This is a genomic window from Sulfurimonas sp. (genome assembly GCF_023229105.1).
GTDB lineage: Bacteria > Campylobacterota > Campylobacteria > Campylobacterales > Sulfurimonadaceae > Sulfurimonas.
In genome coordinates this window covers 1-16,270 of the sequence record NZ_JALNZY010000048.1, presented here as the reverse complement: position 1 = coordinate 16,270, position 16,270 = coordinate 1, and the positions used below count along the sequence as shown (strand labels likewise).

Genomic DNA, 16,270 nt, shown 5'->3' with positions numbered 1-16,270 from the left:
TACGGAGATAAAATATTTGACAACTCTGTACTTGATGAAATGAATACAAAGGATAAATCATGAATGTAACATCAACAATACAAACTCAATATAATAACACTAAACTCAGATCTCCTCAATCTCATGTGAAGTCTACTAATTATGAATTAGGAGGTACTGGTCAAGTTGAACATCAAGATAATTCTCAAGGCTATGAATCAAAAGAACATTTCTATGAACTCATAACTCAAAAACAACAGCCTACTAGATATGAAACTCTACTAGCTATGAACTATGACAATATGTCGGAAGTTGAGCGAAAAGAGCTCTCATATTGGCATGGGATGAGATCTATAAAGTCTCTCGATGAAGAGGGAAATAAAGCATTAAATAAAGCTCTTGAGGGTAAAACAGATATTGAGAAATCTCAAATAAAAAGCGTACTTGAACTTGAGTTTATGACAAGCATAAAAGCTAATCATACTACACAAACCATAGACAGACAAAAGTTTGATTCTATCGATACAAGTAAAAATTCTACCATTGATAGATTTGAAACATTTATAGAAGAGTCTCAAAAAAATGGAAGTGTTGATAACATCGGGCTAATCGATGTAATGAATTAATTTTTAGGTATTTATAAAAATAGTGAAGCATCTTTTGACGCAAAAAATCAAGAAGACTCAGTTATAGATAAGTTTTTAGAAGATTTATACTCAAAAGAATCTATCTCGTTTGCATCATCAAAAATCAAAGATGACATCCAAAATAAAGTAGATGAATATGAGCAGATGTTGCTTAAGCAAGAGGGCGATTCAGAAGAAGCAAAACCTAAAATAGCACAAATGCTCCATGATTATAAAAAAGAGTTACTTCAAGAGTATAAAGAGAGTTTAGAAAAAGCAAGTGATGATAGCTCCTCACTAGAGCAACAAGCGATGATAAAAGTACTGCTTGATGAAAATAGTAAAGAAGCTAGTTCATTAGAAAAACTCTTAGCTATTGAGAATAAAAAGCAAGTAGATAACAAAGATGATACAAAACCAGAACTAACAAATATACCAACTCGTTGGCTAGATGCAATCAATGATAAGTCAAATACTTTTGGAATGTTTTTAAAAGAAAATGATAAAGCTTTAAATATGCTAGATAAGTTTGTTGAAAATATGAGTGAAGATGAAAAATCAAGATTTATATTTGTATTTGGTCATACTGGAGATGAACATCTACTAAAAGCGATGAGCGTTAACAATCTCTCTTCACCACAAGAAGCTATGGCTTATGTAAGTGATGAAGTAAAACAATCTAGCAATAATGAGTTTTTTGCCCAGTCACTAGAAAAGATGTTCAACGATAAAGCTCCTAAGTCTGAGACAAAGAGACTGCTAGAAGAGTTTTACAAATTATATACGAGATCTTAATACGAGAATATATTATGAATGTAGCATCTAGCATACCCCAGGTATTTGCAAGATGCAAAAAAAAACAGAAATTTCATTAATCGAAATCAAACTAAATTGACATTTAGTATCTAAAAGGATACAATTTAAGGTGTACATAATAAAACAAACAGAGATATTTTCCAAATGGCTTCATAAGTTAAAAGATCTGCAAGGGAAAGTTTCTATTATCCGTAGAGTTGAGAGAATAAAGAGTGGTAACTTTGGAGATAGTAAGTCGGTAGGCAATGAAATATTTGAACTTAGAATCACCACTGGACCAGGTTATAGAGTTTATTATACAAAAAAAGGTGATGAGATTATAATCTTGCTTATAGGCGGAGATAAATCTACTCAAAGCAAAGATATAGCAAAAGCTAAACATATAAAAGAGGAGCTTTAAAATGAATAAATTAACTACATTTGATCTGTCTGAATATTTGGATAACAAAGAGATGATAGCAGAGTATTTAAGTCAAGTTCTAGCTGATGGAGATACAGATGAATTACTTGAAGCTATGGGAAATATTGCAAAAGCAAAAGGTATGTCTCAAATTGCTAAAGATACTGGGCTTGGACGAGAGAGTTTATATAAAACATTTCAAGCAGGCTCAAAGCCTAGATTTGAAACTATTATGAAAGTGCTTCATAGTTTTGGTGTTAAGTTAGAAGCGAGTGCGTAAAAACTCTACTAAAAAATGGGTTGTGACCAATAAAAAATGAGTAAAAGTTGGAATGCAACCCAACTTATCCATTTATATCTTCTTCACAGCTTTGCTACTGCTTGAGTTTGTAGCTTATAATATACATTTAGATATTGATACAATAAGAGACTTTTTTAGACCTATGGGCTATGATGGAAAAAATAGTGATTTATTTCAAAAGCCTGCGAGTTATGGTGTTCAGTTTTTATTTGATGAAATAATAAAAGTTAGAAATTTATCTTTTGTAGTAGATTCAAACTTGTCGCATTTTCAAACTGCTAAAGAAAATATGATAAAACTACTCAATCAAAATTATAAAGTAGAAATATTTTATATTTAAAATGATTTGGAAAAATGCTTTTTATATATCAAGAAAAGAGAATCTGTTACAAATAGGCGTGTACCAGAGGATGTATTTTTCAAAAGTGTTACAAAATCAAGAAGTACAACTTCTAAAATTAAAAAATTATTTCCAGATGACATAATTTTAAATATTATAGATAAAAGAACTAATCAATATTATCAAGATATAAGCTATAGTAGCTTTGAAGAGATAATACCTAAGTATAAGGATTAAATATGACACAACCAATAAATCCATTATTAAAGCCAGAAAATAGAAAAGAGTTTATAGAGCAGGCTATGAAAGAGATGAGTGAACAGCAAGAAGAGCTTATCAAAAAAGCAGATAGTATGATTGAAAATGTTGCTTTGTTTGAGGAGAGAGTACGAAAACAATTTACTTTATATACCTCTAATCACTAAATATTAATGAATTGTGGATGCAATTGCTGGCTTTGGTGTTAAGGTTAGTAATCAGTGCGTAAAATCTCTACTTACCCATTTTAGAGGAAGCTTAAACTAGATATTTGCATCTTTATAGTAGAGTTTCACTAAAATAAATAAAATAATTACACCATTAAGGAGAATTTTGATGGCAACCGTAGGTATGAGTGATATTAAAAAGGGTGTTCGTTTAATAGTAGGCGAAGTTCCTTGTAGAGTAGTAGAGTTTCAACATGTAAAACCTGGCAAGGGTGCAGCTTTTGTTCGTATGAAAGCAAAGAGTTTTTTAAATGGTAAAATAGTTGACAAGACTGTTCACGCAGGCGATAAGTTTGAAGTTCCAGAGATAACATACAAAACTATGCAGTATCTTTATGATGATGGTGAGATGTACCAATTTATGGATAATGAATCTTATGAGCAGTTAGGACTTGGTTATGAGCAGTGTGATGATGCTTCTAAGTGGTTCAAAGATGGAATTAATGTTGATATAGTTTTTTACAAAGGTAAAGCAATCTCAGTTAGCGCACCTGAGGTTATGGAGCTTGTAATCACAGATACTCCTCCTAACTTTAAGGGTGACACTTCAAGCGGAAGTAAAAAGCCTGCAACTCTAGAGACTGGTGCGGTTGTTCAAGTTCCTTACCATGTTCTTGAGGGCGACACTATTAAAGTCAATACAGTAGATGGTGAGTACCTAGAAAAAGTAAAATAATCCTCTTTGATACGAGATTTCTCGTATCAACTTCCTTTTGCGCTTTATTATTTGAAATATTTATACTAATAAGCTATTTTTTTTATATATAACTTAAGTTAAAAAAAATAATTAATAGATATAATTTAGTAATTTTAAAAATAATTTAACGGAATAAATAATGCCAAAAACACTTAAAAATTTTATATTTTCAATCAATATTGTTCTTCTGTCTTCCCTCTTTATAGTTGTCCTACTTTTTACAGCCTATCTTCACACAACACTTGCACAAGAAAATGCCATTAAAAATGCAAATACTGTCTCAAATCAAATTTTTTCATCTATGTATCAGGTTATGAAAAAAGGGTGGAGCAGAGAAGATTTAAATGATTTTATGCACTCAATAAAAGAGAATTTTGATGAGAGTTATTACTCTGTAAATATCTATCGTACAGATAAAATCAATGAACTCTTTGGAGATGTAAAGGAAAATCCCAAGGATGATTTAGCAAACTCTGTTTTAGCAAGCGGTGAGAAATTAACCATTATAAATATGGGTAAAATCAGAAGTCTTTTACCATTAAATGCAAAGCAGGAGTGTTTAAGTTGTCATGTAAATGCAACTGTCGGGGACACGCTAGGGCTTATAGATGTTGAACAAAATTTTGTGGAGATTATAAAAGAGACATTTTTAGATTATGTCTACTTTTTTTTAATTGTTCTTCCTATTTTTGTGCTTACGGCATTTCTAGTATCAAGATATACATCATCAAAAATCACTGATTCACTTAAGCTATTTAACAAAAAAGTTCAAAATATTAACTCCATGGAAGATTTTAAAGAGTTTAATTCTGCTGACATAGATTCAAGATTTGAGGAGATTAATGCGATTATTTTAAACGTCAATGAACTAGCTCAAAAACTAAAAACAATAGCGGTTGACAAAGATCTGCTTGAGTTTGAGGTGCAGCTACTTGATAAATTTATCATAACTACAGAAGTTGTTCAAGATTGGCGAGATTTTATCAATGAACTTTTAGTAGATATAAATAAGGTTATGCCGACTTATACGCTTATGACTATTTTTAGAATAGGCGATGATCAGTTTGAAGTCGATATTTTTTGGTTCGGTGTTCCTGATGCTGATGTAAAAGTGAGATTTGAAGAGTATGTAAGAGAGTCGGTTCAATCAAGCAATCACTTTTTAGGCTATACCGATTATACGGTTCGTCACAATGTCTCTGAGTACAATCGCTGCATTACGGTAAGAGACTATGGAAATTTCGCATACAGAACAAAATCTCTCTTTTTAGATACTCCAAAAATAGGTGGAATTGTAGGGCTTAGCGTGCAGTCAGAGATGGCAGCAGATCCTATAAAGCATATAGTAATAGATAGTATTTTAACAACTATGGCAAATCTTGTCGGTTCAGTTAAAGCTATAAATAAATATACAAATGATTTAGAATATTATGCGGCACATGACCCATTAACGGGGCTGTTCAATCAACGTGTATTTGTCGACTTTTTAGAGTATGAGATAAAACGTGCATCAGCTCATGGATATGAGTTTGCGCTTATGGTTATAGATTGTGATAATTTTAAACCTATTAACGATAGATATGGACATGCTTTTGGAGATCTGTATCTTCAAGAATTTGCTAGAGTTCTTGAAGAATCAAAAAGAAATGAAGATATACTCTCACGCTACGGTGGCGATGAGTTTACCTTGATATTACCTGAGTGCGGGATAGAGGGTGCCCTCGGGGTTGCTCACAAGATTGCTAGAACTATAGAGGATTTCAGATTACTTGCTACCGATGGAAGTTATGTCGGTGTTACCGTCTCTATAGGAATATCTATCTATCCCGAGCACGCAAAAACGCAAAAAGAGCTTTTTGTAATAGCGGATGGAATGATGTATAAGGCTAAAGAAGATGGTAAAAATAGCATTATGATTCCCTCGGGAGATGATATCGTCTCTGTAATAAAAGAACAAAAAGCAAAATCCTTGCTTCTTATGGATGCTGTTACAAATAATCGTATAGTTCCATATTTTCAGCCGATTCAGACCACTATTAGTGGTAAAAATGAGATACATGAGCTTCTTATGAGAATTGAAGTTGATGGCAAAGTGATTTCAGCGTATGAATTTATAGAAGTTGCAGAGAGCATGAGTATCATAAACCGCATGGATTTGATGGTAATAGAAAATGCTTTTATTAAGATGCAAGCAGAAAATTATCAGGGGATTTTGTTTATAAATTTATCCCCTAAATCTCTTATAGTAGGTAATTATGCAGATTCTATAACACAGCTTATAACGCAGTATGATATATCTAAAGATAATGTTGTCTTTGAGATAACAGAGAGAGAAACCGTTAAAAATTTCTCTTTGCTAGAAAAATTTGTAATGAACTTAAAGATGGCAGGTTACAAGTTTGCTATAGATGATTTCGGTTCAGGTTTTTCTTCCTTTCATTACATTAAAAAATTCCCGATTGACTACCTTAAAATCGACGGGGAGTTTATTATAAATATCAATAAAGATAAAAAAGATAAAGCTTTTGTTCACAGTATCCTTACGCTTGCAAAGGAACTCAATGTCAAAACGGTTGCAGAGTATGTAGAGGATGAAGAGATAGTTAAAACACTCAAGGAGATGGGAGTTGATTATCTTCAAGGATTTCACATAGGAAGACCACAGAACAATTTTACGATTAATTAATGGTTTAAAAAAAAGAGCTTGTGTGCTAACCTGCTATTAATATCAAATTTACTATAATAAATTTAAAAAATAATAGGTCAATGCTATGAGCGCGCAACCATTTACTCACTTACATCTTCATACAGAGTATTCTCTTCTAGATGGTGCAAATAAACTTACAAATCTTGTATCTCAGGTTAAAAAACTCGGGATGACATCCGTTGCCATGACTGACCATGGAAACATGTTTGGCGCAATAGATTTTTACCAGCAGATGAGAGCTGCCGATATAAAACCTATTATCGGAATGGAGGGATATATCCATAACGGCGAGACGCTTGATGACAAAAGCACTAAACAGAGGTTCCATATCTGCCTTTTTGCCAAAAACCAAAAGGGGTATGAAAATCTTATGTATCTCTCGTCAAAAGCCTTTATAGATGGTTTTTACTACTTCCCACGGATAAACAAAAAAGAGCTTCGTGAGCACTCTGATGGTTTGATATGCAGCTCTGCCTGTCTTCAAGGTGAGGTTAACTGGCATCTAAATTTATCAAACGAACGAAACCTAAAAAACGGAGCGCTTGGATATGAGGGCGCAAAAGCAGTTGCGCTGGAGTATAAAGAGATTTTCGGGGATGATTTTTATCTTGAACTTATGCGTCATGGGATAGGCGATCAGCTCTTTATAGATGAGCAGGTACTAAAGCTCTCAAAAGAGCTAGATATAAAGGTAGTTGCTACAAACGACACACACTACACATTCCCAGGTGATGCACAGTATCATGAAGCATTTATGTGTATCGGGATGAATAAACTCTATGATGATCCAAATCGTATGCGTCACTCTGTTCATGAATTTTATCTAAAAAGCCCCCAGCAGATGGCAAGACTTTTTGCAGATATTCCCGAAGCCATCACGCACACTCAAGAGATAGCAGACAAGTGCAACCTAGAGTTAAAACTAGGCGACCCGATTCCTCCAAACTTTAAATTTACAAGAGAGTATGCAAGAGCAGACGGTCTTGATATTGACAATAAAGATGACGAAGCGCTTGAAGAGAATGCCACAAAAGAGCAGATAAAAGCCTGCATGAGTGCAGCTGATAAAAATGATGCTGAGTATTTTATATACCGCTGCAGACTTGGATTAGAAGATAGGCTAAAACATGTAGCAAAAGAGAAATATCAAGAGTATAGAGATAGATTAGAGTTTGAGATGAATGTAATCAACTCTATGAAATTTCCCGGCTACATGTTAATCGTTTGGGATTTTGTAAAAGTTGCCAAAGAGATGGGTATTGCAGTTGGACCAGGGCGTGGAAGTGCTGCTGGAAGTTTAGTTGCCTATTCACTTCAAATTACAGACATCGACCCGATGAAGTATGACCTGCTCTTTGAGAGATTTTTAAATCCGGAGCGTGTGAGCATGCCCGATATAGATATGGACTTTATGCAGGCTCGTCGCGGCGAAGTTATAGACTATGTAGTAAACAAGTATGGTCGAAATCAGGTTGCGCAGATTATCACGTTTGGTTCGCTTTTGGCAAAAGGGGTTATACGTGATGTTGCTAGAGTTTTGGATATGCCGCTCTCTCAGGCTGATAAGATGGCAAAGCTTGTTCCCGATGAGCTGGGAATAACACTAAACGGCAAAGAGAAAAATGGAGAGTTTATAGCAGGAGCTTTTCAAAAAGAGCCAAAACTTCAAGAGCTTATACAAGGTGATGCAAATGCAGCAAGAGTTTGGGAGTTTGCAAAAAAGTTAGAGGGACTCAAACGAAACTCGGGGATTCATGCTGCGGGAGTGGTTATCTCAAATGAGGAGCTATGGAAAAAAACTCCAATATACAAGCCATCAGGCGAAGATGTTTTTGTAACACAGTATTCTCTTAATTATCTTGAAGATGTTGATTTGATTAAGTTTGACTTCTTGGGTCTTAAAACTCTTGATGTAATTGATAATGCTATAAAACTTATAAAGTTTCGATACAACAAAGAGGTTATCTGGCATGAGATAGATGAGAATGACACAAAGGTTTATGATGTCATTCGTAGTGGAAACACAGTAGGAATGTTTCAGATAGAGAGTTCTGGCATGCAGGATTTGAACAAGCGTCTCAAACCTGACAGTTTTGAGGATTTAATCGCGGTTTTAGCACTCTATCGTCCAGGTCCGATGGAGTCGGGAATGCTTGATAGCTTTATCGAGAGAAAGCACGGCAGAGAGAAGATAGAGTACACATTTGAGAGCATGGAGCCTATACTTAAAAATACTTACGGAGTCATCGTTTATCAAGAACAGGTTATGCAGATAGTTCAAACAGTCGGCGGTTTTTCTCTTGGCTACTCCGATATTATCCGTCGTTCTATGGGTAAGAAAAAAGATATGTCCGTCTATAACAATGAGTTTGCAAGCGGAGCGCAAAAACAGGGGCTAGATTATGCGGAGGCGTCTAAGCTCTTTGACTTAATCGAGAAGTTTGCGGGGTACGGTTTTAACAAATCGCACTCAGCGGCTTATGCGATGATTACCTTTCAGACGGCTTGGCTTAAAACTTACTATCCAAATGAGTTTATGGCAGCTCTTTTGACCTCAGATAAAGATAACACCGATAAAGTCGTACGCTACATAGATGAAACTAAGCGAATGGGAATAGAGCTCTCTCCTCCAGATATTTGTGATTCACAGCTTGAATTTTCTGCAATTACAAAAGATGATAGAGAGATTGTTCTTTTTGGTCTTGGAGCTATAAAGGGAGTAGGTGAAGCGGCTGTTTTATCGATACTAGAAACCAGAAAAGAGAGCGGTAATTTCACATCACTTCAAGATTTCGTAAACAAAATAGAGCCTTCAAAGGTAAACAAAAGAGTTGTCGAGTCAATCATAAAAGCGGGCGGGTTTGATAGATTTGGTTTTTCAAGAAAAGCCCTTTTAGATCAGATAGAGAAGATTGTAGATACCGCAAAAGATGCCTCAATGGCTAGAAAAAATGCAATCGGCAGTCTTTTTGGAGATGATGAGGAGATAACAAATGTTGAACTTAACTTAGCAAACACCGATGAGTACGAGCTTAAGGAGATTTTAGAGTTTGAAAAAGAGACTTTGGGCTTTTACGTCTCAGGGCACCCACTTGATGAGTATAGAGAAAAAATAGATGAGCTTGACTATACACTCTCCTCAGAGATAGAGAGTGCAAAAGATGGCTCTTATGCTATTTTTATAGGTAAAGTTGAAGAGATAACCAAAAAAACTTCCAAAAAAGGAAATCAGTTTGGCATAGTCAGTCTTATGGACTTTCACGGAAATATAGAGGTGATGCTATTTTCTGATAAACTTAATGAGCTTCAAGAGATGAATCTAAATGAGCCAATAGCCATCAAAGCAAAAATAACTCACACTGAGATGTTTACAAGAATCGGTGTAAGTAAGCTAATGACGCTAAAAGAGGCGAAAAAAGAGACGCAAAAAACAAAAAAAGAGGTAAGAGAACATCCTCTTGAGCCAATAAACCTTGCCATAAGACTAGATGAGAGCACAAAAATTTTAGAAGATTTGTACAACATAGTAAGACAAAATCCCGGAAACAGAGAGCTAAAAATTACCATAATCTCAAAACTTCAAAATGTAGTAATCGACTCGGCAATAAGAGTTGATAGTAAAATTTTAACTGCGCTAGAAGGGAATGAGTTTGTGGACATTATTGCTTCATAGGAGTTTTAATTGAGAGAAAAGATAAAAACAAAAACACGAGAAATACTCAAAAATCAAAACACTAAAAAGGCGCTATCTTCGATGAAGCCTGAAAAAAATTTATGGGGCATTGGCGGAGTTATTCTCTTTTTTATTGTTCCTGAAATTATTGCTTACATTTGGGGTGTGGATATAGTTGGGTATGCGCAAAATGAGCTGTTGCAGCCTCAAAATTTTTTAGAAGAAAAATACTTTGAGCTTTTGTTGATGCTCTTTGAAGAGGGTGTGAGTTATCTTAACCTTGTCATCGGCATAGCACTTTTGGTTTGGTTGTTTTTCTAATGAAGGCAAAAAACTTAGAGCATCTGTTTTATGAGTGGCAGGGGGATATTCTTGTTATCAACATCTTAGGAACGCCTGCGGCAAAGAGAGATGTTATAGGAAAAGTAAGAGCAAACCAACTAAAAGTAAGCGTAAAAGCTCAGCCTGTAGCCGGAAAGGCAACTGACTATATGGTGGCTTTTTTGGCAAAAGAGTTTGGCGTAAGCACATCAGCTTTTGAGGTGGTTTACGGGCGTGAAAGCATCCACAAACAGCTTCGTATAAAAGCACCAAAAAAGCTTCCAAAGAGTATAGAGTTTGAGTGAAAAAAGAAATAGGAGATATTTTTATGAACAAACAAGATTTTAACGAAGGACTTTTAGGTTTTTTAGATGCTTCACCGACACCTTTTCATGCTACGAAAAATATGGCTGGAATGTTTTTAAATGCTGGTTTTACAAGGCTTGATGAGGAGAGTAGATGGGAGTTGATTGAGGGAGAGAAATACTTTGTTACCCGCAATGACTCATCCATAATAGCTTTTTCGTACCCCAAAAAGAGCAAAAACTATGTAATGGTGGGCGCGCATACTGATTCGCCAAACTTAAAGTTAAAACCAAATCCTATTATAAAAGAGCATGGTGTTGTAAAGTTCGGAGTTGAGCCTTATGGAGGGTTGCTTTTAAATCCTTGGTTTGACAGAGACCTCTCTTTGGCGGGACGCATATCATATTTGGACTCTAAAAACAGCATCAGAGATGCGCTTATAGATGTAAAAAGAGCTATTGCCATCATCCCCTCTCTTGCAATCCATCTTGATAGAGAGGTAAATGAGAAGAAGAGTATAAATGCTCAAACCGACATATCTCCTATTTTGGCAATGGTCGATGATTTTGATTTTGAGACGTTTTTAAAAGAGGAACTTAAAAAAGAGGGTATTTGCGATGCGGAGGAGCTTTATGCAAGCGAGCTTAATTTTTATGACACACAAAAGGCATCTTTTGTAGGCTTAAATGATGATTTTATCGCTAGTGCGAGGATTGATAATCTTCTTAGCTGCTATGTCTCAATGCTCGCTATTTGCAGTGTAGCCGAAGATAAACCGATGCTTTTTATCGCAAGTGACCATGAAGAGGTTGGAAGTGAGAGCGCATCAGGTGCAGGCGGCTCATTTTTAGAAAACACGCTTCGAAGAATGTTTTGCGATTATGAGGAGTATATGCAGCTCATAAGAACATCTGTTTTAATCTCAGCGGATAATGCACATGCCATCCATCCAAACTACCCATCAAAGCATGATGCAAATCACGCACCGCTTATAAACAGAGGTGTTGTCGTAAAAGTAAATGCTTCTCAGCGTTACGCTTCAAATTCAAAGACAATCTCAAGATTTATGAATGTAGCATCTTCACTGGGTGAGCCACTTCAAAACTTTGTTACAAGGAGCGACATGGGTTGCGGCTCAACAATAGGTCCAATTACGGCAACAAGACTAGGAATTGACACCTTGGATGTTGGACTTCCGACTTTTGCGATGCACTCCATTAGAGAGCTTTGCGGAAGTGATGATGCATATAGTCTTTATAAAATTATTTTGGGATTTAGTGACTGATGCCCGGCATTACACCAGAGGAGTTAAGCCTCTTAATTGAGCAGACATATAAGGTTGAGAGGGAGTTTAACGAGCTAAAAGCCTCTTATATTCATCTTCAAGGTACCGTAGAGGAGATTGTTGAATTTTTGCCAAATGCCATCTGGATTTTAGATAAAAATGGGGAGATTTTTTTACAAAACTCTCAAGCGAAATCGTTAAATGCGCTTTTTGGACTTTTAGAGCTTAAAAATGATAACTACGAGGTGCAGTTTAACTCAAAATCCTATCTTATAAAAAACTCTTCATATAAAGAGAAACTTCTCCTTAGCGCGACAGATATTACAGAGCAAAAGAGAAAGGAGAACCTCGCTACCATGGGGCAGATGGCAGCTCATCTCTCACATGAGATACGAAACCCAATAGGCTCTATCTCACTTTTGAGTTCAACTCTGAAAAAAAGGGTAATTCCTGAGAATATTCCCATTGTAGAGGAGATACAAAAATCTGTTTATAAAATTGAGAGAATTGTAAAAGCAACGCTTATGTTTAGTAAAGGGGTGCATGCAAACAAAACTCCTTTTAAGTGGAGTGAGCTTCAAGATGCACTTGTTACGGCTATCGGGTATTATGGTTACACAAAAGATATAACATTTATTTTTCCGCAACAAAAATTTATATTAAATGCTGATAGAGATCTGCTTGAGATGCTTTTTTCAAACTTTTTAACAAACGCAATAGATGCAATAGAGCTTGATGAGGAAGAAGAGGGCACGATAGAGATTGTTTATGAGACGGATGAGAAGTTTCATAAATTTTACATTTATGACAGCGGCATTATGATTGAGGATAAAAAAGAGCTTTTTGAGGCATTTAAGAGCACAAAAGTAAAAGGAAACGGGCTAGGACTTGTTCTCTCAAGGCAGATTGCAGAAGCTCACGGTGGAAGCGTTGAGCTACTAGATGAAAAAAGAAAAGGCTTTGAGATAAAACTTGCTTTATGACAATTATTTTTGAGTTTTAAAATGTTAAAATAAGCCAAAAAAAAGGTAGAAAATGAAAAAAGAGTTAGTAGAAGTACCAAGAGCAACACTTGATTTTTACAAATACGAAGAGGATGGATTAACATACTATGAGTATGATGCAACTGGATGTCAACCGCCTGAACCTATGGTAAATACCATGATAGGAATTTCACTATTAAAGAGCAAGAAGGATAGACTTGTGGGAGTATTCTTTCATGAACCGTTTCCTCTTTATGATAGAATCCCGCTCAAAATCTCACATGAAGCCAAAGAGCTTGATAGCGGAGACTTTAGAATCACATTTAAATTGGAAGAATAAGCTAGAAAATCAAAGTTCATTATCCAAATTTAACTAGAATAGCCTTTTTAAAAGGATATCTATGAAACAACTACTATCGCCACTTAGCTCAATGAAAACTATGGCTGTTTTGATGCTTATATTTGCAGCATCTATCGGTTATGCTACATTTATAGAAAATGATTATGGAACAATAACTGCAAAAGCAGAGATTTACAACGCTTTTTGGTTTGAGATATTAATGGCGGCTCTAGCAATCAACTTAACGCTAAATATAATTAAGTACAAGATGTTTAGCGTGAAAAAAGCTCCTATATTTATTTTTCATCTATCTTTTCTTATTATACTTTTTGGAGCAGCAGTAACCCGCTTTATAGGCTTTGAGGGCACTATGCACATTCGTGAGGGCGAAACTGCAAACAGTATGCTAAGTGCAGATACTTACTTTATAGTTAGTGCTAAAGTAGGTGACAAGATGATTCAGAGTGAACAAACGGTATATCTCTCTAAAAAAAACACTAATACTCTTGCCTCGTCTTTAAAAATAGATGAAAAAAAGGTAAATGTAGAGTTAGCGGAGTATATTCCTGATGTTGTAGAGAGCTATTTTGAAGGCAAAGAAGGCGGCTTTGAGATGGTTGATATGATGGTTACCGACAGCCAAGGAAGCAAATCTATAAAACTTCGCAGAGGCGAATATTATGAAAATGAGAACATAGCAATAGATTTTGACTCTAAAAAGATGTTTTTAGTCCCTACTATCTCTTTATATACTCAAAACAGTGAACTTTTTATGAAGCATGATTTTGGACTTAAGTTTATGAAAATGGACGGAGGTTTGGAGGGAGAAGTTGCTCCGAATGAAAAAAGTGCAGTTGCGCTTAGAACTCTTTTTGGGGCAGAGGGCAGCAATTTTGTAGTTAGAACTTTTTATAAACATGCAAGCACGAAACTTATCTCAAATCCAAATGCCTCGTCCATGTCGCCTGAAGAAGATGCGCTCATCTTTAACGTTAAAGTTGCAGATGTCTTAGAACAAGTTAGAGTATTTGGTCAAGCTGGAAGAAAAGCAAAAGAGTATATCAGCACCGTCAATGGTGTTAATATTCACATAGCATATGGTTCAAAGAAGCTTGAACTTCCTTTTGGGATTAAACTTTTAGATTTTCAACTAGAGAGATATCCGGGTTCCATGTCTCCTGCTTCTTATGCGAGTGAAGTAGAGCTGATAGATGAAGAGAAAAAGATACATATGCCTTATAGAATATACATGAATAATATTTTAGAACATCGCGGATATAGATTTTTCCAATCCTCGTATGATCAAGATGAACAGGGAACAGTTTTATCTGTAAACAATGACCCGGGAACACTTCCATCGTATATAGGCTACTTTCTTTTAGGATTAGGTATGTTTTGGTCTCTTTTTTCAAAGGGCAATAGATTTGCACAGCTCTCAGAAAGAGCAAGAAAAGCCAGCGAGCAAAAAGCTCTTGGCATCTTGCTCTCATTGGGTTTACTCTTTAGTGTAGCGCCGACTTATGCAGATGAAGTTGATCCGACAATAAAAATAGTGCTCTCCTTTGATAAAGAGCATGCTAAAAAATTCGGGGAGTTGATTATTCAAGATAGTGCGGGAAGGATGAAACCGCTTGATACGCTCTCAAATGAGATTTTGGCAAAGATATACAGAGGCTCATATATAAAAATAGGAAAAGAGTCTCTTAATGCAAATCAGGTTATTTTAGGAATGATGTCTAAGCCTGAAGCATATAAAGATCTCAAAATTATTAGAACAAAAAATGAAGAGATTAATAAAATACTAGGAACAAAAACTGATTCAACTCATGCCTCTTTTTCTCAATTTTTTGTAGATCCGCAAAATTTAAGAAGCTATAAACTCTCAGAGTATATTGATACTGCTGCTAGAAAAGAGCCAAAGAGTAGAGATCTTTTTGACAAGGCTGTTTTAGAGGTAGATGAGAGAGTAAATATAGCATTCTCGGTTTATACCGGGGATCTTATAAGAATTTGGCCAAAACCAAATGATCTTAATAATAAATGGTATGCAAGCATAGAAGCGCTTCAAACATTTTCACAGGAAAACGCTCTTAAGATTAGAGAAATTGCTTTTGAGTATTTTTCAGCTCTGGACAAAGCTATAAATACGGGAGATTGGAGTGATGCAAGTAGTGCGATAGAGAAAATAGCAGAGTATCAAAAATTTTACGGCGTATCTGTAATTCCCTCAGATATGAGAGTAAAGGCGGAGACTTTTTATAATGATGCAAATATATTTGAAAGAATCTATCCTCTTTATTTTATAATCGGTTTTATACTATTAATAGCGAGTTTTATAAAAATATTAAAACCAGCGCTCAACATAAAAGCGCTTGAGAAAACTTCTTTGTGGTTTTTAACAGTTCTATTTGTAGCGCATACTTTTGGTTTGGGACTTAGATGGTATGTTTCAGGACATGCACCGTGGTCTGATGGATATGAATCTATGATATATATCAGTTGGGCAACTATCCTAGCAGGTCTTTTCTTCTCAAAACGCTCCTCTATGACTATGGCTTCTACTGCTGTTTTAACCGGTCTTATCCTATTTGTTGCGCATCTGAATTGGATGAACCCTCAAGTTACAAATCTCGTACCTGTTCTTAACTCATATTGGCTTAGCGTCCATGTTGCCATTATTACTGCTAGTTACGGTTTTTTAGGGCTAGGGGCGCTTTTAGGTTTTATAACGATTTTTCTGTTTGTATTTAAAACAAAAAGCAATGAAAAACATATCTCTCTCTCCATCAAAGAGTTAAACTCAATTAATGAGATGAGTATTATGGTCGGTTTGGCACTTTTGACGCTTGGAAACTTTATAGGCGGTGTTTGGGCAAATGAGAGCTGGGGCAGATACTGGGGCTGGGATCCAAAAGAGACTTGGGCACTTGTTACTATCTTGGTTTATGCGGTTGTAGCTCATCTTAGATTTATAAAATCAATTTACAGTGAGTTTAACTATAGTGTAATAT

General features: G+C 35.5%; 15 protein-coding genes. All 15 read left to right on the top strand.

The window, feature by feature from the left end; translation table 11 throughout:
- Nucleotides 1–59 precede the first annotated feature (59 nt).
- Entirely contained in the window at nt 60–605 is a 546-nt protein-coding gene (locus M0Q17_RS07500) for a hypothetical protein (RefSeq protein WP_295085377.1), read from the top strand.
- A gap of 165 nt (nt 606–770) precedes the next feature.
- Nucleotides 771–1,400: a hypothetical protein gene (locus M0Q17_RS07495; protein WP_295085374.1), complete on the top strand. Its 630-nt coding sequence runs from the start codon at nt 771–773 to the stop codon at nt 1,398–1,400.
- Between the two features lie 130 nt (nt 1,401–1,530).
- A complete protein-coding gene (locus tag M0Q17_RS07490) occupies nt 1,531–1,821 on the top strand; it encodes a type II toxin-antitoxin system RelE/ParE family toxin (RefSeq protein ID WP_295085371.1) in 291 nt (96 codons plus the stop codon).
- Nucleotide 1,822: 1 nt separating this feature from the next.
- Nucleotides 1,823–2,101: an addiction module antidote protein gene (locus M0Q17_RS07485; RefSeq protein WP_295085368.1), complete on the top strand. Its 279-nt coding sequence runs from the start codon at nt 1,823–1,825 to the stop codon at nt 2,099–2,101.
- A gap of 52 nt (nt 2,102–2,153) precedes the next feature.
- On the top strand, nt 2,154–2,462 hold the full coding sequence (locus tag M0Q17_RS07480; RefSeq protein WP_295085365.1) for a zeta toxin family protein: 309 nt from the start codon (nt 2,154–2,156) through the stop codon (nt 2,460–2,462).
- Between the two features lie 239 nt (nt 2,463–2,701).
- The gene (locus M0Q17_RS07475; RefSeq protein WP_295085362.1) at nt 2,702–2,887 is read left to right on the top strand and encodes a hypothetical protein; all 186 of its coding nucleotides are present in this window, start codon (nt 2,702–2,704) and stop codon (nt 2,885–2,887) included.
- 169 nt (nt 2,888–3,056) lie between these two features.
- Complete coding sequence (gene efp / locus M0Q17_RS07470) at nt 3,057–3,623, top strand: elongation factor P (protein WP_295085379.1); 567 nt, start codon at nt 3,057–3,059, stop codon at nt 3,621–3,623.
- Between the two features lie 160 nt (nt 3,624–3,783).
- Nucleotides 3,784–6,330: a bifunctional diguanylate cyclase/phosphodiesterase gene (locus M0Q17_RS07465; RefSeq protein ID WP_295085359.1), complete on the top strand. Its 2,547-nt coding sequence runs from the start codon at nt 3,784–3,786 to the stop codon at nt 6,328–6,330.
- 85 nt (nt 6,331–6,415) lie between these two features.
- Complete coding sequence (gene dnaE, locus M0Q17_RS07460) at nt 6,416–10,024, top strand: DNA polymerase III subunit alpha (protein WP_295085357.1); 3,609 nt, start codon at nt 6,416–6,418, stop codon at nt 10,022–10,024.
- 9 nt (nt 10,025–10,033) lie between these two features.
- Nucleotides 10,034–10,345 (top strand): hypothetical protein, encoded by a 312-nt coding sequence (locus M0Q17_RS07455; RefSeq protein ID WP_295085354.1) that lies wholly within the window; start codon nt 10,034–10,036, stop codon nt 10,343–10,345.
- The gene (locus M0Q17_RS07450; RefSeq protein ID WP_295085351.1) at nt 10,345–10,650 is read left to right on the top strand and encodes a DUF167 family protein; all 306 of its coding nucleotides are present in this window, start codon (nt 10,345–10,347) and stop codon (nt 10,648–10,650) included. Before M0Q17_RS07455 ends, M0Q17_RS07450 begins: the two co-directional genes overlap by 1 nt.
- 23 nt (nt 10,651–10,673) lie before the next feature.
- Nucleotides 10,674–11,936, top strand: coding sequence for a M18 family aminopeptidase (locus tag M0Q17_RS07445; protein ID WP_295085346.1), 1,263 nt, complete (start codon nt 10,674–10,676; stop codon nt 11,934–11,936).
- Nucleotides 11,936–12,919, top strand: a complete 984-nt coding sequence (locus M0Q17_RS07440) for a HAMP domain-containing sensor histidine kinase (protein ID WP_295085343.1) — start codon at nt 11,936–11,938, stop codon at nt 12,917–12,919. The genes M0Q17_RS07445 and M0Q17_RS07440 overlap by 1 nt, the downstream gene beginning before the upstream one ends.
- Before the next feature lie 52 nt (nt 12,920–12,971).
- Nucleotides 12,972–13,259 carry a hypothetical protein gene (locus tag M0Q17_RS07435; protein ID WP_295085341.1) on the top strand — a complete coding sequence of 96 codons (288 nt, stop codon included), beginning with the start codon at nt 12,972–12,974 and terminating at the stop codon, nt 13,257–13,259.
- Between the two features lie 61 nt (nt 13,260–13,320).
- The coding region (gene ccsA, locus M0Q17_RS07430) for a cytochrome c biogenesis protein CcsA (RefSeq protein WP_295085338.1) at nt 13,321–16,270 on the top strand (2,950 nt) is incomplete at its 3' end.